The 17,686-nt window shown below is 69.3% G+C and carries 21 protein-coding genes and 1 pseudogene; 16 read left to right on the top strand and 6 right to left on the bottom strand.

Translation table 11 applies throughout. The annotated features are described in order from the left end of the window. Nucleotides 1-23 precede the first annotated feature (23 nt). Entirely contained in the window at nucleotides 24-557 is a 534-nt protein-coding gene (locus QM728_RS09510; protein WP_415031781.1) for a GNAT family N-acetyltransferase, read from the bottom strand. Nucleotides 558-599: 42 nt separating this feature from the next. Continuing rightward, nucleotides 600-932: pseudogene (locus QM728_RS09505) on the bottom strand (type II toxin-antitoxin system VapB family antitoxin); the annotation flags it as partial. A 74-nt stretch (nucleotides 933-1,006) separates the two neighbouring features. Between QM728_RS09505 and hrcA the strand changes: the two are divergent. From hrcA to QM728_RS09435, 14 genes are read left to right on the top strand one after another with little or no spacing between them, the layout of a single operon-like run. Beyond that, complete coding sequence (gene hrcA / locus QM728_RS09500; RefSeq protein WP_415031780.1) at nucleotides 1,007-2,041, top strand: heat-inducible transcriptional repressor HrcA; 1,035 nt, start codon at nucleotides 1,007-1,009, stop codon at nucleotides 2,039-2,041. A gap of 50 nt (nucleotides 2,042-2,091) precedes the next feature. Further along, nucleotides 2,092-3,237, top strand: a complete 1,146-nt coding sequence (gene dnaJ / locus QM728_RS09495; protein ID WP_415031779.1) for a molecular chaperone DnaJ — start codon at nucleotides 2,092-2,094, stop codon at nucleotides 3,235-3,237. A 6-nt stretch (nucleotides 3,238-3,243) separates the two neighbouring features. Further along, the gene (locus QM728_RS09490; RefSeq protein ID WP_415031778.1) at nucleotides 3,244-4,017 is read left to right on the top strand and encodes a 16S rRNA (uracil(1498)-N(3))-methyltransferase; all 774 of its coding nucleotides are present in this window, start codon (nucleotides 3,244-3,246) and stop codon (nucleotides 4,015-4,017) included. After that, nucleotides 4,014-4,775 (top strand): alpha/beta hydrolase family protein, encoded by a 762-nt coding sequence (locus QM728_RS09485; RefSeq protein ID WP_415032869.1) that lies wholly within the window; start codon nucleotides 4,014-4,016, stop codon nucleotides 4,773-4,775. Before QM728_RS09490 ends, QM728_RS09485 begins: the two co-directional genes overlap by 4 nt. 57 nt (nucleotides 4,776-4,832) lie before the next feature. Continuing rightward, nucleotides 4,833-6,020: a PhoH family protein gene (locus QM728_RS09480; protein WP_415031777.1), complete on the top strand. Its 1,188-nt coding sequence runs from the start codon at nucleotides 4,833-4,835 to the stop codon at nucleotides 6,018-6,020. A 43-nt stretch (nucleotides 6,021-6,063) separates the two neighbouring features. Next, nucleotides 6,064-6,933: a PhoH family protein gene (locus QM728_RS09475; RefSeq protein WP_415031776.1), complete on the top strand. Its 870-nt coding sequence runs from the start codon at nucleotides 6,064-6,066 to the stop codon at nucleotides 6,931-6,933. Next, nucleotides 6,930-7,475, top strand: coding sequence for an rRNA maturation RNase YbeY (ybeY, locus tag QM728_RS09470; protein ID WP_415031775.1), 546 nt, complete (start codon nucleotides 6,930-6,932; stop codon nucleotides 7,473-7,475). The genes QM728_RS09475 and ybeY overlap by 4 nt, the downstream gene beginning before the upstream one ends. 3 nt (nucleotides 7,476-7,478) lie before the next feature. After that, entirely contained in the window at nucleotides 7,479-8,807 is a 1,329-nt protein-coding gene (locus QM728_RS09465; RefSeq protein ID WP_415031774.1) for a hemolysin family protein, read from the top strand. Beyond that, entirely contained in the window at nucleotides 8,794-9,117 is a 324-nt protein-coding gene (locus QM728_RS09460; RefSeq protein WP_415031773.1) for a cytidine deaminase, read from the top strand. Before QM728_RS09465 ends, QM728_RS09460 begins: the two co-directional genes overlap by 14 nt. Beyond that, entirely contained in the window at nucleotides 9,110-10,021 is a 912-nt protein-coding gene (gene era, locus QM728_RS09455; RefSeq protein ID WP_415031772.1) for a GTPase Era, read from the top strand. Before QM728_RS09460 ends, era begins: the two co-directional genes overlap by 8 nt. Nucleotides 10,022-10,044: 23 nt before the next feature. After that, nucleotides 10,045-11,523: a YhgE/Pip domain-containing protein gene (locus tag QM728_RS09450; protein ID WP_415031771.1), complete on the top strand. Its 1,479-nt coding sequence runs from the start codon at nucleotides 10,045-10,047 to the stop codon at nucleotides 11,521-11,523. Between the two features lie 12 nt (nucleotides 11,524-11,535). Then, nucleotides 11,536-12,288 (top strand): DNA repair protein RecO, encoded by a 753-nt coding sequence (gene recO / locus QM728_RS09445; RefSeq protein WP_415031770.1) that lies wholly within the window; start codon nucleotides 11,536-11,538, stop codon nucleotides 12,286-12,288. Then, complete coding sequence (locus QM728_RS09440) at nucleotides 12,285-13,049, top strand: isoprenyl transferase (protein WP_415031769.1); 765 nt, start codon at nucleotides 12,285-12,287, stop codon at nucleotides 13,047-13,049. The genes recO and QM728_RS09440 overlap by 4 nt, the downstream gene beginning before the upstream one ends. Further along, nucleotides 13,046-13,429 (top strand): hypothetical protein, encoded by a 384-nt coding sequence (locus tag QM728_RS09435; protein WP_415031768.1) that lies wholly within the window; start codon nucleotides 13,046-13,048, stop codon nucleotides 13,427-13,429. Before QM728_RS09440 ends, QM728_RS09435 begins: the two co-directional genes overlap by 4 nt. On the opposite strand, the gene QM728_RS09430 is transcribed toward QM728_RS09435, so the two are convergent. Genes QM728_RS09430 through QM728_RS09420 form a run of 3 tightly spaced genes read right to left on the bottom strand, consistent with a single transcriptional unit; the run spans nucleotide 13,426 to nucleotide 15,070 of the window. Beyond that, complete coding sequence (locus QM728_RS09430; RefSeq protein WP_415031767.1) at nucleotides 13,426-13,836, bottom strand: Fur family transcriptional regulator; 411 nt, start codon at nucleotides 13,834-13,836, stop codon at nucleotides 13,426-13,428. The genes QM728_RS09435 and QM728_RS09430 overlap by 4 nt on opposite strands. Next, nucleotides 13,833-14,234: an ArsR/SmtB family transcription factor gene (locus QM728_RS09425; RefSeq protein WP_415031766.1), complete on the bottom strand. Its 402-nt coding sequence runs from the start codon at nucleotides 14,232-14,234 to the stop codon at nucleotides 13,833-13,835. Before QM728_RS09425 ends, QM728_RS09430 begins: the two co-directional genes overlap by 4 nt. A 32-nt stretch (nucleotides 14,235-14,266) precedes the next feature. Then, complete coding sequence (locus QM728_RS09420; RefSeq protein ID WP_415031765.1) at nucleotides 14,267-15,070, bottom strand: helix-turn-helix domain-containing protein; 804 nt, start codon at nucleotides 15,068-15,070, stop codon at nucleotides 14,267-14,269. Between the two features lie 85 nt (nucleotides 15,071-15,155). Between QM728_RS09420 and QM728_RS09415 the strand changes: the two genes are divergently transcribed. Further along, the gene (locus QM728_RS09415; RefSeq protein ID WP_415031764.1) at nucleotides 15,156-15,659 is read left to right on the top strand and encodes a VOC family protein; all 504 of its coding nucleotides are present in this window, start codon (nucleotides 15,156-15,158) and stop codon (nucleotides 15,657-15,659) included. 92 nt (nucleotides 15,660-15,751) lie between these two features. Further along, nucleotides 15,752-17,137 (top strand): glycine--tRNA ligase, encoded by a 1,386-nt coding sequence (locus QM728_RS09410; protein ID WP_415031763.1) that lies wholly within the window; start codon nucleotides 15,752-15,754, stop codon nucleotides 17,135-17,137. 76 nt (nucleotides 17,138-17,213) lie between these two features. Here QM728_RS09410 and QM728_RS09405 read toward each other — a convergent pair whose 3' ends face one another. Further along, complete coding sequence (locus QM728_RS09405; protein ID WP_415031762.1) at nucleotides 17,214-17,633, bottom strand: VOC family protein; 420 nt, start codon at nucleotides 17,631-17,633, stop codon at nucleotides 17,214-17,216. Between the last annotated feature and the right edge of the window lie 53 nt (nucleotides 17,634-17,686).

Raw genomic sequence — 17,686 nt, 5'->3', positions numbered from 1 at the left:
TCGTCAACGCGCGACGACAACGGCTACGCGCGAGTGGAGATCCAGTACCTGCGCTTGCCGTCGCGCACGTCCTCGAGGACCCCGCCGCACTTCTCGATCGCCCGCCGCGAGGCGGTGTTGTCGTCGTCGCACGTCACCAGGACCTCGGCGATGCCCAGCGCGGCCGCTTCGGCCAGGCCCAGCCGGAGTGCCCGCGTCGCATGCCCCCGCCGGCGGGCCGACGGGCGCACCGCATAGCCGATATGGCCGCCCTCGGCGAGCAGGAAGTCGTTGAGTTCGTGGCGCAGGTGCAGGAATCCGACCAGCTCGTCGTCGGTGGCGCCGTCGTCGGCGGCGATCCAGAAATACGTCGACGGCACGCGGGTGCCCGCGGGATCGGCGGGCGAGCAGCGCTCGGTCATGGTGACGAACGCGGCGCAGCCGTCGCGACCGGGGACCGGCGGGCCGGACAGGTTCCACTCGCCGGAACCGTGCATCTCGCCGGGGCCGTCGAAGTCGCTGATCATCGCCGACCACGACTGCCAGCGCCCCGCGTCGGGGGCCACCAGGGCGGTCATCGGCTACGGCGCGCGGTGCCGGGCGACGGAGGGCCGTACCGCCTGCTCCTGCAGCGGCGCGGCACCGGGGGAGAGGTCGACGGCGTCGAGGTCGAGCAGGCGCGCGTGGATGATCGGGCGGTTCCGCAGGGCGCTGCGGACCGCGCGGTGCAGGCCGTCCTCGAGGTAGATCTCGCCGCGCCACTTCACGACGTGCGAGAACAGGTCGCCGTAGAAGGTCGAATCCTCGGACAGGAGCTTGTCGAGGGCCAGCACGCTGGTGACCGTCGTCAGCTGGTCGAGGCGGAACTGCCGCGGCGGAATCTTCGCCCAGTCGCGGGGAGCGAGGTTGTGCTCGGGATACGGCTTCCCGTCCAGCACCGCCTTGAAGATCATCGCCCCGCCGTTCGCGCCTAATATGGTTGTCAACCACCATATTGCACGCTCGATTGCCGGGAGGGGACTTGCCGATGACGTCGACCGACGACCGCCGGTTCGAGGTGTTGCGCGCCATCGTCACCGACTACGTCTCGTCGCAGGAGCCGATCGGGTCGAAGGCCCTGGTGGAGAAGCACAAGTTGGGCGTGTCCAGCGCGACGGTCCGCAACGACATGGCCGTCCTGGAGGCCGAGGGCTACATCGCCCAGCCGCACACCAGCTCCGGGCGCGTCCCCACCGACAAGGGCTACCGCCTCTTCGTCGACCGCATCAGTGAGATCAAACCGCTCTCCCAGGCCGAGCGTCGGGCGATCATGTCGGTCCTCGACTCCAGCGTCGACCTCGACGACGTGCTGCGCCGGTCGGTCAAACTCCTCGCCGAGCTGACCCGCCAGGTCGCCGTCATCCAATACCCGGTGCTCTCGGCCGCGACGGTCCGCCACCTGGAGATCGTCGCGCTGACGCCGGCGCGCCTGCTGCTGGTCGTGATCACCGACAGCGGCCGCGTCGAGCAGCGGATGGTCGCGCTCAGCCGCGATATCTCCGACGAGGAGGTCGCCGGTCTGCGTGACGCCTTCTCCGCCGCCCTCGACGGCAAGCGCCTCGCGGAGGCCTCCGCTGCGGTCGCCGACGTCGCCAACTCCGCGCCCCGCGAGATGTCGGACCTGGTGATCGCGGTCGCCGCGGTACTGGTCGAGACACTCGTCGAACGGGAGGAGGACCGGCTGGTGCTCGGCGGGACGTCGAACCTGGCGCGCGCGGCGTCCGACTTCTCCGCCGACCTCGGTGGCATGGACTCGGTCCTCGAGGCGCTGGAGGAACAGGTCGTCGTGCTCAAGTTGCTGGCCCGCACCCAGGGCACCGGACAGGTGACCGTGCAGATCGGTCAGGAGACCGAGACCGACAACCTCCGCGGAGCGTCGGTGGTGTCGACGGCCTACGGCGCCAGCGGCACGGTGTTCGGCAGCGTCGGCGTGCTCGGCCCCACCCGGATGGACTACCCGAACTCCATTGCATCGGTGGCCGCGGTGGCCAAGTACGTTGGAGAGGTGCTGGCCGAACGCTGAGCCCACCGCTCGCGGCGCCGCACGACGAATCGAACGAGGAATAGACGACAGTGGCTGACTACTACGGAATCCTGGGCGTCTCGCCGGGGGCGAGCGATCAGGAGATCAAGCGCGCCTACCGGCGGCTGGCCCGTGAACTGCACCCCGATCTGAACCCGGACGAGGAGGACCGCTTCAAGGAGGTCACCACCGCCTACGAGGTGCTCAGCGACCCGGAGAAGCGGCGCATCGTCGACGCCGGCGGCGACCCGCTCGGCGGTCCCGGCGGCGGCGGTTTCGCCGGTGGCGGACTGGGCGACATCTTCGAGCAGTTCTTCGGCGGCGGCAGCTTCGGCGGTGGCGGCGGCTTCGGCGGGCGCGGACCGCGCAGCCGCGTCCAGCCCGGCGAGCCCGCGCTGGTCCACACGACCCTCGACCTGGCCGAATGTGCCTCCGGGGTCAACAAGGAAATCACCGTCGACACCGCGATCCTGTGCGACGGGTGCTCGGGGGCGGGCACCAACGGCGACTCGAAGCCGGTCGCCTGCGAGACCTGCCACGGCGCCGGCGAGATCCAGGCGGTGCAGCGCTCCTTCCTCGGCCAGGTGATGACCGTCCGCCAGTGCCCGACCTGCGGTGGTACCGGTGAGGTCATCCCGGATCCCTGCCACAAGTGCGGCGGCGACGGACGCGTGCGCACGCGCCGGACGGTCACCGTCAAGATCCCGGCCGGCGTCGAGGCCGGCATGCGGGTGCGCCTGTCCGGCCAGGGCGAGGTCGGTCCCGGCGGCGGCGCGGCCGGCGACCTGTACGTCGAGATCAAGGAGAAGCGCCACGAGACCTTCGTGCGCGACAAGGACGACCTGCACGTGACCGTGAACGTGCCCTTCGCCGATGCCGCGCTCGGCGGCGCCCTCACCGTCGACGGCATCCTCGACGGCGAGCGCATCGATATCACGATCCCCGCCGGCACCCAGCCCGGCCAGATCGCCACGATCCGCGGCCACGGCATGCCGCGCGTCAACAGCGGCGCCCGCGGCGACCTGCACGCCCACCTCGAGGTCAGCGTCCCGCAACGCCTCGACGCGCGCACGACGGAACTGCTCAAGGAGTACAAAGAGCACTCCGGCGAGACCATCGAGCTCGCGTCGGCGAACTCCACCGGCACCAGCAGCGGGCTGTTCTCCCGGCTGCGCAGCGCCTTCGCCGGGCGCTAGGCACCCATGAGCCCGCCGCTGTTCTGGGTCGACGAGGTGCCGGTCGCCGGGTCGGAGGCCGAACTCTCCGGGCCCGAGGGCCGTCACGCGGTGACCGTCACCCGGATCGGCGTTGGCGAGACCATCCTGCTCGGCGACGGGGCCGGCGCCACGGCGACGTGCGAGGTGCTCGCCACCAGGGGCAAGGACACGCTGCGCGCCCGTGCGCTCGAGTACCGCTTCGTCGACCGCCCGCGCCCGATCGTCACGCTCGTCCAGGCGCTGCCGAAGTCCGAGCGGTCCGAGTTGGTCGTCGAGCTGGCCACCGAGGCCGGGGTCGACGTGATCGTGCCCTGGCAGTCCTCCCGCAGCGTCGCCCGCTGGGTCGGGTCGAAGGCCGACAAGGGCGTCGCCAAGTGGCGCACCGCGGCCGCCGCGGCGGCCAAACAGAGCCGGCGCGCCTGGATCCCCGAGGTCGCCGACCTCGCCTCGATGACCGATGTCCGGGCCCGCTGCGCGGCCGTCCTCGACGAGGGCGGGATCGTCGTCGCACTGCACGAGAGCGGCACCCGGGCTTTCGCCGAGCACGACTTCCGGGCGGCGCCGCAGGTCCTGCTCGTCGTCGGTCCCGAGGGCGGGTTGTCCGACGAGGAGCTCGCCGACCTGTCGGCCCTCGGTGCGCACACGTGCGTCCTCGGCCCGCAGGTGCTGCGGACATCGACTGCCGCCGCCGTCGCACTGGGTGCGCTGGGCGTGCTGACCGACCGCTGGGACGCCGACGCCGAGCGGGGCCCGAACTGAAGCGCCACAAGGTCGCCTACGGCCGCCACGAGTCCCAGTTCGGGCACCTCTACGAGCCGGCGAATCCGGGCGACCGCGTGCCGCTGGTCGTGCTGATCCACGGCGGGTTCTTCTCCACCCGGTTCACCCTCACCATCGAGACCGCCATCGCCCGACTGCTTGCCGAGCGCGGCGCCGCCGTGTGGAACGTCGAGTACCGCCGCGTCGAGGAACAGGGCGGCGGCTGGCCGGGTACCGGTGACGACGCGTTGGCGGCGCTGCGCGCCCTCGACGACCTCGTCCCCGCGGCACTGCCGGTTGATCTTGCGGCACGCCTGGAAGTCGACGACGTCGCCGTCGTCGGGCACTCCGCCGGCGGACTGCTCGCCGTGTGGGGGACCGCGACGCTGGGCGCCCGCACCGCCACCGCGCGCATCACCCGCGTCGTCGCGCAGTCCGCGGTCTTGGACCTGACGCACGAACTGGCGCGGCACCGGCCGACCCCGCGCAACCTGATGGGACGGCGCTACGACGAGATCCCGGAGCGCTACGCGCAGGCCTCGCCCATCCTCGCGCCGGTGTGCGACGCGCACATCATCGCGATCCATGCCGGCGACGACGCCGCGGTGCCGGTCGAGTCCAGCCGCCGCTACGTCGAGGCCGTCACCGAGCGCGGGCAGTCGGCCGAACTCGTCGTCGTGCCCGGCGAGGGACACGACGCCTTCGTCGACCCGCGCAGCGCGTGTACGCGGCAGACGCTGCGCCTGCTGGGTATTTGACTGGCGAGTTGACCGCCGGACGCGGATACACTGGTCCCAGCGCCAACAAGAGGAGTGATGTCGCACGTGACGCAAGCCGATCAACCGCACGCCGAAACGGTGGTGGAGGTCGCACCTGAGCGGATCATCGGTTTGCTCGGCACCGGCGATGTGAACCTGCGGGTCCTCGAAGAACTGCTCGACGCCGACATCCATGCGCGCGGCAACCGCATCACCCTGTCCGGCAGTCCCGCCGACGTGGCGACCGCCGACCGCGTCGTCGCCGAGCTGCTCGACGTCGTCGGCCGCGGCACCCCGCTCACCCCCGACGCCGTGCGCCGCTCGGTGGCGATGCTCGCCGACCCGTCGGCCGAGTCGCCGGCGCAGGTCCTGAGCCTGGACATCATCTCCCGGCGCGGCAAGACCATCCGGCCCAAGACGCTCAACCAGAAGCGCTACGTCGACGCGATCGACGAGAACACCATCGTGTTCGGGCTCGGCCCGGCTGGTACCGGCAAGACCTACCTGGCTATGGCCAAGGCCGTCGCCGCGCTGCAGGCCAAGGAGGTCACCCGCATCATCTTGACCCGCCCGGCCGTCGAGGCCGGCGAGCGCCTCGGCTTCCTGCCGGGCACGCTCAGCGAGAAGATCGACCCGTATCTGCGCCCGCTCTACGACGCGCTGCACGACATGATGGATCCCGAGGCGATTCCGAAGCTGATGGCCGCGGGTGTCATCGAGGTCGCTCCGCTGGCGTACATGCGGGGCCGAGCACAGCCGCTCTCGACGCGCGTCCTGACACCGACTGGATTCAAACCGATCGGCGAGCTTTGCATAGGCGACGAGGTAATCGGCTCCGATGGAAAGCCGACCGAAGTGCTGGGGGTCTACCCGCAGGGGTTCAAGAGCATCGTTCGATTGACGACTCAGGATGGCGCAACCACACTCTGCTCGGATGACCACCTTTGGTCTGTTTACACGCGCGACGATCGTCGGCGTGGCAGAGGTCCGCGAGTGCTCGCTGCGAAAGAGATGGTCGGAAACCTCCGCGCCGCGCACTACCACCGGTACGAGGTTCCGCTGCTTGCCAGCCCGGTCGAGTTCCCAGCCATCCCCGTTCCTTTTGACGCCTACGCACTCGGTTTGTTGCTCGGCGACGGCTGTATCGCAGGAGTCGCTACGCCCTCCTTCGCAACGAAGGACCCGGAGTTGGCGGAGGCGCTCGAAGTCAGTGATCCCCGGGGTTGTCGTCCGGCAGAAGACTGAGGTCGATTACATCCTCAATCGGGTGCGACTACCAGGTGAGGCAGTGAACCTGGAGAATCCCGTCACGGGCGCGATGCGCCGACTGGGCTTGTGGGGCACCAAGTCCGATACGAAGTTCATTCCAAGGGAGTACCTCCACAATTCCGCTGAGGTGCGACTCGCGGTGCTGCAGGGCCTTTTGGACACAGATGGTGGTCCGGTCCGGCAAGCCGGGCGTACCAGCCGTATTCAGTACACGACCGTGTCGGATCAGCTCCGCGACGATGTGGTGTTCCTGGTCCAGTCCCTGGGCGGCGTCGCCTACTGCCGCACGCGTGCAGCCGAAGGCCGAAAGCCGGGGAACGCTCGCGGGCGGGAAGTGCCATATCGGCATGATGCGCACGTCGTCGATATCCGGCTGCCCGAGGGCTTGGCACCGTTCCGACTCGCGCGAAAGGCTGAGCGCTATCTCGAAGGCGGCGTCAAGGCGCCGAAACGCTACGTCGAGAGCATTGAGACCGTCGGCACTGAAGAAGCGGTTTGCATCCGGGTTGCCGCCGAGGACTCGCTTTACGTCACCGAGGATTTTCTGCTGACCCACAACACCCTGAATGATTCGTTCATCATCCTCGACGAGGCGCAGAACACCACGGGCGAACAGATGAAGATGTTCCTCACCCGCCTCGGCTTCGGCTCGAAGGTCGTCGTCACCGGCGACGTCACCCAGGTCGACCTGCCCGGCGGCGCGGAGAGCGGGCTCAACGCCGCCACGCGCATCCTCGAGGGCATCGACGACATCCACTTCGCCCGGCTCACCAGCGCCGACGTCGTGCGGCACCGGCTCGTCGCCAATATCGTCGACGCCTACGACCGTGACGAGAACGGCGGCGGCAACCGGTCCGAGCGCCGCGCCGGACGGGAGCGCCGTCGGTGAGCATCGAGCTGGCCAACGAGTCCGGCGTCGACGTCCCCACCGACCTGGTCCTCGACGCGGCGAAGTTCGCGATCGCCCGGATGGACGTCCACCCCGGCGCCGAGCTGTCGGTGATCTTCGTCGACCTCGACACCATGGCCGACCTGCACATGAAGTGGATGGACCTGCCCGGCCCCACCGACGTGATGAGCTTCCCGATGGATGAGCTCACCCCCGGCGCCGGTCGCCCCGATGCGGCCGAGCCCGGTCCGGCCACCCTCGGCGACATCGTGCTGTGCCCCGAGTTCGCCCAGGCGCAGGCCAAGGAGGCGCGCCACTCCTTCGACCACGAACTCGCGGTCCTCACCGTCCACGGCGTGCTGCACCTGCTCGGCTACGACCACGCCGACGCCGAGGAGGAGCGCGAGATGTTCGGCCTGCAGAACGCGATCCTCGGCGAGTGGTACGACGACCGCCGCAACCGCGACCGTGCCGCACACCAGTCGAAGCGCGACGAGGATCTGCTCCGCAAGATCGGCTTCGCCGATGTCGACGAGGACTGAGCCGTGTCCTCGGAAACCGTCTTCCTCCTCGTCGCGGCGGCGCTCACCCCGGTCGGCGGCGTCTTTGCCGCCCTCGACGCGGCGCTGAGCACGGCCTCGCCGGCCCGCGTCGCGGACCTGGTCAGCCAGGGCCGGCCCGGCGCCAAACGATTGCAGGCCGTCCTCGAGCAGCGCTCGACCTACGTCGCCCTCGTCGTCTTTCTGCGCGTGATCTGTGAAACCGCGGCCACCGCGTTCGCCGCACTCGCCCTGGTGCGGCTGTGGGGAACCGCGTGGGGGCTGCTCGCGGCCATCGCCATCATGACCGTCGTGTCCTTCGTCGTCGTCGGCGTCGGCCCGCGCACCCTGGGGCGCCAACACGCCTACACCTTCGGCATCATCGCCGCGCCCGTGTTGCAGGCCGTCGGCACGCTGCTCACCCCGCTGACCCGACTGCTGATCCTCATCGGTAACGCCGTGACCCCCGGCAAGGGCTTCCGCAACGGGCCGTTCTCCACCGAGATCGAGCTGCGCGAGGTCGTCGACATGGCGACCGAGCGCGGCGTCGTGGAGGACGAGGAGCGCCGGATGATCCAGTCGGTCATCGACCTCGCCGACACCCACGTGCGCGAGATCATGGTGCCGCGCACCGAGATGATCTGGATCGAGCAGGACAAGAACGCCGCACAGGCCGCCAGCCTGGCGATCCGCTCGGGCCACTCGCGGCTGCCGGTCATCGGGGAGAACCCCGACGACATCCGCGGCGTCGTCTACCTCAAGGACGTGACGAGCCGCGCGATCGCCGGGCTCGCCGCATCGGTCCAGATCGCCGAGGTGATGCGCCCGGCCGAGTTCATCCCCGACTCGAAGACCCTCGACAAGGTCCTGGCCGACATGCAGCGCAGCCGCAACCACATGGCGATGCTCGTCGACGAGTACGGCGGCATCGCCGGCCTGGTCACCATCGAGGACGTGCTCGAGGAGATCGTCGGCGAGATCGCCGACGAGTACGACCGCGGCGAGGTCGCGCCGGTCACCGAGCTGGCCGACGGCAAGTACCGCGTGTCTTCGCGGCTGCCCGTCGAAGACCTCGGCGAGCTGTTCGGCCTCGACATCGACGAGGACGACGTCGAGACCGTCGGCGGCCTGGTCGCGCTGGTCCTGGGCCGCGTCCCGCTGCCCGGTGCCGAAGTCGTCTACAACGGGCTGCGGCTCGTCGCCGAGGGCGGTCCGAACCGTCGCGGCCGCCAGCGCATCACGTCGGTGCTGGTCGACCGCGTCGAACCCGTGGCCGACGAGGAGTCCGGCGCGGACGAGTCGGCGCGGCGGGAGGCCGACCATGGCGCCGCTTGAGCCCGACGACGCGAAGCTCGTGACGCTGGCGCGCGGGGCGATGGCCCGCGCGCAGGCCGCCTCGGGAGCCGCCGTGCGCGACGTCGACGGCCGCACCTACGCCGGCGCGGCGGTCTCGCTCGCCGCCCTCGAGCTGTCGGCGCTGCAGGTGGCGGTCGCGACCGCCGTCGCCAGCGGAGCCACCGGATTCGAGGCGGCGGTCCTCGTCGCCGGCGTCGACGACGACCCCGGCCTGGCCGCCCTGCGCGAGCTGAGCCCGACGGCCGCCGTCATCCGCACCGACCGCAAGGGAGAACCGATCGATGACTGACGCACCGGAGTTCCGGTCCGGATTCGTCTGCTTCGTCGGGCGCCCCAACACCGGCAAGTCGACGCTGACCAACGCGCTGGTGGGGGAGAAGATCGCGATCACCTCGAACCGGCCGCAGACGACGCGCCACACCATTCGCGGCATCGTCAACCGGCCCGACGCGCAGCTGATCCTCGTCGACACCCCCGGCCTGCACAAACCGCGGACGCTGCTCGGCCAACGGCTCAACGACCTGGTGCGTGACACCTACTCCGAGGTCGACGTCGTCTGCATCTGCATCCCCGCCGACGAGGCGATCGGCCCGGGCGACCGCTGGATCATCGAGCAGGTGCGCACGATGGCCCCGAAGACGACGATTCTGGGCATCGTCACCAAGATCGACCGCGTGACCCCGGACAAGGTCGCCGAGCAGCTCATCGCGCTGTCGCGGCTGCTCGGGGATGACAGCGAGGTCATCCCGGTGTCGGCGAAGACCGGCAAACAGCTCGACGTGCTGGTCGACCTGCTGGTCTCCCTGATGGAGCCCGGTCCCGCGTTCTACCCCGACGGGGAGCTGACCGACGAGCCCGAGCAGGTCCTGATGGCCGAGTTCATCCGCGAGGCGGCCCTGGAGGGCGTGCGCGACGAGCTGCCGCACTCGCTGGCCGTCGTCATCGACGAGGTGATCCCCCGCGAAGGGTCGGACCCGCCGATGGTGGACGTCCACGCGATCGTCTACGTCGAGCGCGACAGCCAGAAGGGCATCATCATCGGCCACCGCGGCTCCCGGTTGCGCGACGTCGGCACGCAGGCCCGCGCGCAGATCGAACGGCTCCTCGGGTGCAAGGTCTTCCTCGACCTGCGCGTCAAGGTCGCCAAGGATTGGCAGCGCGACCCGAAGCAGTTGCGCCGGATGGGTTTCTAGCCCACTAGTGCAAGAATGACCGCATGAGTCCGGGGATCGAATCCGATGTGCGGCACGACGAGCAGGAGCGCGCGGCGGTCCGCGACGTCGTCGGGCACCCGCGGTTCTGGATCGCCCCGGTCGCAATCGTCATCGCGTTGATGAGCCTGATGGCCGCCGCCTACCTGGGTGCGGTCGTCAATACCCGGGCCAACCTCCACGACTTCCACGTCGCGCTGGTCAACGAGGACACCGGCGGCCGGGTGGCCCCCGACGAGCCGGAGATGAACGTCGGCAAGCAGATCGTCGAGCAGCTGGTCCCGACGACGGCCAAGCAGGGGATTGTCCTGCAGCAGATGAGCCGGTCGGACGCGATGGACAAGCTCTATGCCGGCAAGGTCTACGGCGTCATCGCGATCGACGCGAACTTCACCAACCTCATGCTCGGCCTCGCGCGAGCGTCGGTGTTGCAGAACAAGCCGGTGCAACCGCGGATCGACGTGCTGATCCACCGCGGCTCGGGGACGTTCGCGTCGTCGATCACCACGATCCTGGCCGACGAGATGCGCGTGCAGGTCAACGAGCAGGCCGGTGCGCAGCTACTCGACAACGTGCGCTCCCAGGTGGGCAAGGACTTCAAGCTGGCCGGGGCGTCGCAATTGGCCCTGTCCAAACCGATCAACGTCGTCGTCTCCGAGCCCGAACCCCTGCCCGACGGTGCCGCCAACGGGCTCAGCGCGTTCTACTTCACGCTGTTGCTGATCCTGGCCGGGTTCACCGGCGCGATGATGGTCCACATCCTCGTCGACGCCCAGCTGGGCCAGATGCCGATCGAGTTCGGCCCGCTTTTCCTGCTGCGCAAACGCCTCCCGGTAGCGCGGTTCGGGACGCTGGTGTCCAAGTGGGTGATCATGCTGATCATCGCCGTGGTGCAGTCGGGGCTGTTCCTGCTGGTCTGTCATCTGGTGGGGACATCCCTGCCCAATGCGTTCGTGCTGTGGGCGTATTCGGTGTTGACGATCACCGCGGTCGGTGTGACGTCGAGTGCGATGATGGCCGCTTTCGGCAACACCGGCCTGTTGCTGAACCTGATCTACTTCGTCATCCTCGGGCTGCCGTCGTCGGGCGGAACCGTGCCGTTGGAGGCGAGCCCGCGGATCTTCAGCGCCATCGCGGCCGTCGAACCGATGCACATCGTCTACTACGGGGTGCGCTCGATCCTGTACTTTGACGCCGACCCCGGCTCGGGCATCATGCGGGCGGTGCTCAAGACCACCGTGCTGCTCGTCGTCGGCCTGGTGCTGGGTCTGATCAGCACCAAGTACTACGACCGCAAGGGCTGGTTCCGCCGGCCCAACGCGCTGTCGGTGCCGCCGCGGTTGGCCAAGCTGGTCGACGCCGACGTCGCCGACTCGGTCACCGTCAACGAGGCCCCCATCCAGGACACGATCGCGCCGGGCCCGGGTCGCCACGAGGCCGTCGAGGAGCCCGTGTCACAACCGAACGTCGTCCGACATCGGTGACAGAATGACGCGGTGAGGTTCTACCGCGACGAGGCCGTCGTCCTGCGCCAGCACAAGCTGGGCGAGGCCGACCGCATCATCACCCTGCTGACCAGTCAGCACGGGCTCGTCCGCGCGGTCGCCAAGGGCGTCCGGCGCACTCGGTCGAAGTTCGGCGCGCGCCTGGAACCCTTCGCCCACGTCGACATCTGCCTCTACCCGGGCCGCAACCTCGACACCATCACGCAGGTGCAGAGCATCGACGCCCTCGCCGACGCCATCGTCGCCGACTATGCCCGCTACACGACCGCCTGCGCGGTGCTGGAGACCGCCGAGCGCCTCGCCGGTGAGGAGCGGGCACCCGCCCCCGATCTGCATCGGCTGACCGTCGGAGCGCTGCGCGCACTGGCGTCGCAGACGCGGGAGAACCAGCTGATCCTCGACGCCTTTCTGCTGCGCGCGATGCACTGCGCGGGGTGGATGCCGGCGCTGGACGTGTGCGCCCGCTGCGCCACCCCGGGGCCGCACCGCGCCTTCCACGTCGCGGCCGGCGGCGCGGTGTGCGTGCACTGCCGTCCGGCCGGTGCGGCGATGCCGTCGCCGGGGGTGCTGGACCTGATGGACGCGATGTTCCGCGGCCAGTGGGCGGTCACGGAGGAGGCGTCGGAGTCGTTGCAGCGCCAGGCCAGCGGACTGATCGCCGCGCACCTGCAGTGGCACCTGGAACGACAGCTGCGCACCCTTCCGCTCATCGAGCGCGGCGATCCCCATAGGGTTGCGATGTGAGCACCGTCCGACCGCCCGACCCGCACCCGTCCGGCGCGCGGCCGCCGGCGATCCCGGCCGAGTTCGTGCCGAACCACGTCGCCCTGGTGATGGACGGCAACGGCCGCTGGGCCACCGACCGCGGCCTCCCGCGCACCGAGGGCCACAAGCGCGGCGAAGCGGTCCTGATGGACACCGTGTGCGGCTGCATCGAAATCGGCGTGAAGTGGTTGTCGGCGTACGCGTTCTCCACCGAGAACTGGGCGCGCAGCCCCGAAGAGGTGAAGTTCCTGATGGGCTTCAACCGCGACGTCATCCGCCGCCGTCGCGACGAGATGAACGAGATGGGCGTGCGCGTGCGCTGGGCCGGTCGTCGACCGCGGCTGTGGCGCAGCGTGATCCGCGAGCTCGAGGTCGCCGAAGAGCTCACGAAGAACAACTCCGTCATGACGCTGACCATGTGCGTCAACTACGGCGGCCGCTACGAGATCGCCGACGCCGCGCGGGAGATCGCGATGCGCGTCGCGCGCGGCGAGATCGATCCCAAGCGGATCAACGAGAAGACCTTCGCCAAGTACCTCGACGAACCGGACATGCCCGACGTCGACCTGTTCCTGCGGCCGTCGGGGGAGCAGCGGCTGTCGAACTTCCTGCTGTGGCAGTCGGCCTACGCCGAGTTCGTCTTCCAGGAGAAGTTGTTCCCCGACTTCGACCGTCGCGACCTGTGGGCGGCCTGCCTCGAGTACGCCGAGCGCGACCGGCGGTTCGGCGGCGTCAAGTGAGCGAGCTGAAGCGACTCTCCGGCCTGTTGGCCGAGCTCGGCACGGTCGAGGAGGCCGACGACGAGTCGGTGCTGGTGCACGTCGGCACCACGCGCGCCTCGGTCCGCGTGCTGCAGTTGGCCGAGGGGCTGCAGGTCGTGTCGGTGACGCAGCTGGTCGGGCGCAAGGTCACCAATGACGACCGCCTGCGCGACCTGCTGGAGGATCGCGGCGCGAACATCAGTTTCGGCACGCTGCGCCGCGCGCAGCCGGCCGAACGGCACACCGACGTGTTGCTGTCCTACGCGTTCCCGCTCGGCGAGATCGACGACATCCCGCTGCTCACCGTCCTGCACCTGGTGCTCTCGGGCGGGTCGGCGCTGGCCGACGATCTGGACTAGCGCTGGCAGTCCGCGCAGGTGCCGAAGATCTCGACGGTGTGACTGATGTCGGCGAAGTCGTGCGCGGCCGCGACCTTCTTCGCCCACGCCTCGACCTCGTCGGCGTGGATCTCGACGGTCGTCCCGCACGCGCGGCACACCAGGTGATGGTGGTGCGACGACGAACAGTGTCGGTAGCGGGTCTCGCCCGAGCCGTCCCACAGTGCGTCGATGATGCCGGAGGCGGCCAGCGCCTGGAGGTTGCGGTAGACCGTCGTCAGGCCGATCGATTCGCCGCGGTCGACCAGTTCGTCGTGGATCTGCTGGGCCGAGCGGAAGTCGCCCGACGTCGACAACACGTCGGCGATGGCCGCGCGCTGGCGGGTGTTCCGCTGCCCGGTGACCGGGGGAGTGCCGTGGTCGCTCACCGGTGTGCCGTCGGAACCGGTCGGGGACGCGGACGCTGAGCGGGAGCGGGTACCGGGGTGCGCTCGCACGTCTCGTCGATGCGCTCGCATGCGTGGACGATGGCGTCGGTGACGATGTGCGCGACGTGGTCGTCGACGAGGGCGTACTCGACCTCGCGGCCGCGGCGACGGCCCTCGACGAGTTCGAGGTCGCGCAGGACGCGCAGGTGCTGGCTGACCTGCGGCTGGTTCAGTTTGAGCTCGTCGACGAGCTGATGGACGCAGCGCGGCGCATCGGCCAGGAGCATCACGATGGCGATGCGGGCCGGCGCGGCGAGTGCGCGCAGCAGGTCACTGGCGGCGTCGAGCGCGGCGTTGTCCGTGCGGACGTTGGCGCGGTCGTGGGGCTGGCTGCTCATGCTGGTCTCCTCCGGAGTGCAACAAAACAATCTTATCGGAAGCTGTTTTCATTTGGCCGGACCGTGGCGCGATACACACTGGGTGTGAACGCGAGCACCGCCGCGAAATCCTTGGTCAGGTGCGCGTGATCGCTGTAGCCGAGGTCGGCGGCAATGGCGGACAGATCGGCGTGCGGGTAGTCGCGAATGAGCTGCGCCGCCTCCTGCAGTCGCCGTCGCCGGATCATCGCCGCCGGGGAGAGGCCGACATAGCGGCGCGCGAGCCGTTGCAGTGTTCGCTGAGAGACACACAGGGCGGCGGCGGCATCGGCCAGGCGCACCACCGACGAGTCGGTCATCAGCAGCTCGGCCATCGCACCCGCCAGACGGGCGTCGGGAGTTGGCTCGCCGACCCGCTCGACGAGCCAGTCGCTGAAGACTTCGACGGCTGTCGCGTGCCGCGCGGAGGCTGCGGAGCCGACCATCGCCGCGCACACGGCGGCGTGCAGGTCGGGGGCGTCAACCGGCGTGTACGAATCACGGTGCGCTCCGGGATCGTCGGTGAGGGCGGCGACGGCGGCCGGTCGCAACAGGGTGCCAACCGCCCACCCGGTGCCGCTCAGGTCGCGGTGAGAGATGCGCGTCGTCGGTCCGGACAGCACGACACCGTCGGGCTCGACGACGAGGTTCGACGCCGGGAATGACACGACTTCTTGCCGCGAGGACCGCCCGGGCGCGATGTCCCACTCGGGGATCCAGAACCAAACTACGAGCTCGGCGGCGCGCGGCGGCGGCCCGAGGCGGGTGAACGTCGGCAACCGGGCCGGATAGAGGACGCCGCGCGAGGGATCGACCACGGGTCCAGGATAGGCGCTTGAACGTGGCCGAAGCTGTCGCGAATCTACAAGCGGCAGCAGGCGTCGGGTTCCTAGCGTTGGTCCCATGAACGAATCGATTTCGGCAGCAAATGGTCGCCACACCACCGACGGCACCCCGCACGGGTTCACGACCCTGACCCCGTTCCTGGCGATCCGCAACGCGAAGGGCGCCATCGACTTCTACCGCGACGTCTTCGGCGCGACGGTGCTCGGCGTGACCGAGTCCGACGGGGTCGTCCACCACGCGGAACTGGACTTCGGCAACGGGCACCTGCAACTGGGCGAACCGGTGGCCGACTACCACCTTGTTCCACAGCCCGAGGGGGAGGACGACTGCTACTCGATCGGCTTCTATTGCCCCGATGCCGACGCCCTCACCGCCCGCGCCGTGGCGGCCGGCGCGACGATTCGTGAAGCCCCGTCGACCTTCGTCTCGGGTGATCGGTTCGCCAGCATCCGGGACCCGTTCGGCGTCCGCTGGTCGATCATGACGCGCGTCGAGGACCTCTCGCCGGAGGAGAGTGACGCACGAGTCGCCGAGTGGGCGGCCGGCCTCGGCGGCGCATAGCGGGGGCGCGGTGGGTACCGCGGCGGCTACGACTAGGCTGAGAGGCCAGTCCAGACCCGCTATTCCCCAGCTGACCAGGAGAAGTGCTACCCGTGGCCGAGCAGTCCAACGTTGAAGCCGTCGTCAACCTCGCCAAGCGGCGCGGCCTGGTGTTCCCCTGCGGCGAGATCTACGGCGGCACGCGCTCGGCGTGGGATTACGGCCCGCTCGGCGTCGAGCTGAAGAACAACATCAAGGACCAGTGGTGGCGCTCGATGGTCACCAGCCGCGATGACGTCGTCGGCCTGGACTCGTCAGTCATCCTGCCCCGCCAGGTGTGGGAGGCCTCGGGCCACGTCGAGGTCTTCAGCGACCCGCTCGTCGAGTCACTCCACACGCACAAGCGGTACCGCGCCGACCACCTGATCGAGGCCTACGAACTCAAGCACGGCCACCCGCCGGCCAATGGCCTCGCCGACATCAAGGACCCGGAGACCGGCCAGCCCGGCAAGTGGACCGAGCCGCGCGAGTTCTCCGGGCTGATGAAAACCTTCCTCGGCCCGGTCGCCGACGAGGAGGGGCTGCACTACCTGCGCCCGGAGACCGCGCAGGGCATCTTCATCAACTTCAAGAACGTGATGACCACCGCGCGCAAGAAGCCGCCGTTCGGCATCGCCCAGATCGGCAAGAGCTTCCGCAACGAGATCACGCCGGGCAACTTCATCTTCCGCACCCGCGAGTTCGAGCAGATGGAGATGGAGTTCTTCGTCAAGCCGGGCGACGACGAGAAGTGGCACGAGTACTGGATCAACGCGCGCCACGACTGGTACGTCGATCTCGGCATCAACCCGGACAACCTGCGGCTGTTCGTGCACCCCCTGGAAAAGCTGTCGCACTACTCCAAGGGCACCACCGACGTCGAGTACAAGTTCGGCTTCGCCGGCAACCCGTGGGGCGAGCTCGAGGGCATCGCCAACCGCACCGACTACGACCTGTCGACGCACTCGAAGCACTCGGGCGAGGAACTCGTCTACTTCGACCAGGCCAGCGGCGAGAAGTACACGCCGTACGTGATCGAGCCGGCAGCCGGCCTCGGCCGTTCGATGATGGCCTTCCTGTGCGACGCCTACGTCGAGGAAGAGGTGCCCAACGCCAAGGGCGGCACCGACTCGCGCACCGTCCTCAAACTCGACCGCCGCCTCGCGCCGGTCAAGGCCGCGGTGCTGCCGCTGTCGAAGAAGGAAGAGCTCGCACCGACCGCGCGCGACCTCGCCGACGAGCTGCGCAAGCACTGGACCATTGAGTACGACGACACCCAGAGCATCGGCAAGCGCTACCGCCGCCAGGACGAGATCGGCACGCCGTTCTGCATCACCGTCGACTTCGACACCCTCGACGACAAGGCCGTCACCATCCGCGAGCGCGACTCCATGACCCAGGAGCGCGTCGCCCTCGACAAGGTCGCCGAATACCTCGGCGGCAAGCTCCTCGGCGCCTGACGCTCGATCAGCCTGTCGTTTTCCTCGGATACCGGTGGAAACGCCGGGTTGATTGTCGGCGGTTGCGACGGTGCGCTCAGTCGGGGAGCACCAGCTCGCCCGTCGGCCCGGGGTTCACGGCGATCTCCCAGCGGTAGCCGTCGGGATCGCCGAAGTACCCGGTGTATCCGCCCCAATCGCGCTTGATCGCCTCGCCGACCGGGTCGGCGCCGATGCGGCGCGCCAGCGAGAGGATTTCGTCGACCTGCGCCTCGGTGCGCACGTTGTGGGCGAGGGTCACCGGCACCAGGCCGTCACCGCGTCGGATCGGCCCGACCTCGCTTTCGAATCCGCGCTCATCCCACAGCGAGAGCATCAAGTGCTCGCCCGCGCGGATCATCAGGACTTCGCCGGGAACAAACAGTTCCTCCCGCCAGCCGAGCCCGTCGATGTAGAAGCGCCGAGACCGTTCGACGTCGGCGACGGCGAGCGTGATGAAACTGATGCGCTGGTCCATCACCCCAGCCAAGCACGATCTGCGAGGATAGAGGGGTCGCGGCGCCGATCCGG

Origin of the sequence: Gordonia sp. (in: high G+C Gram-positive bacteria), from assembly GCF_047602025.1 — a bacterium.
Classification (GTDB): Bacteria; Actinomycetota; Actinomycetes; order Mycobacteriales; family Mycobacteriaceae; genus Gordonia.
The sequence above is the reverse complement of the archived record's forward strand: the minus strand, read 5'-3'. Positions and strand labels throughout refer to the sequence as shown.

Coding starts and splice junctions, on each gene's coding strand:
- QM728_RS09450 (WP_415031771.1), top strand. CDS start 10,045: ATGAGTCCGGGGATCGAATCCGATGTGCGGCACGACGAGCAGGAGCGC.
- QM728_RS09460 (WP_415031773.1), top strand. CDS start 8,794: ATGGCGCCGCTTGAGCCCGACGACGCGAAGCTCGTGACGCTGGCGCGC.
- QM728_RS09415 (WP_415031764.1), top strand. CDS start 15,156: ATGAACGAATCGATTTCGGCAGCAAATGGTCGCCACACCACCGACGGC.
- hrcA (WP_415031780.1), top strand. CDS start 1,007: ATGACGTCGACCGACGACCGCCGGTTCGAGGTGTTGCGCGCCATCGTC.
- QM728_RS09480 (WP_415031777.1), top strand. CDS start 4,833: ATGTCGCACGTGACGCAAGCCGATCAACCGCACGCCGAAACGGTGGTG.
- era (WP_415031772.1), top strand. CDS start 9,110: ATGACTGACGCACCGGAGTTCCGGTCCGGATTCGTCTGCTTCGTCGGG.
- QM728_RS09490 (WP_415031778.1), top strand. CDS start 3,244: ATGAGCCCGCCGCTGTTCTGGGTCGACGAGGTGCCGGTCGCCGGGTCG.
- QM728_RS09405 (WP_415031762.1), bottom strand. CDS start 17,633: ATGGACCAGCGCATCAGTTTCATCACGCTCGCCGTCGCCGACGTCGAA.
- QM728_RS09510 (WP_415031781.1), bottom strand. CDS start 557: ATGACCGCCCTGGTGGCCCCCGACGCGGGGCGCTGGCAGTCGTGGTCG.
- QM728_RS09425 (WP_415031766.1), bottom strand. CDS start 14,234: ATGAGCAGCCAGCCCCACGACCGCGCCAACGTCCGCACGGACAACGCC.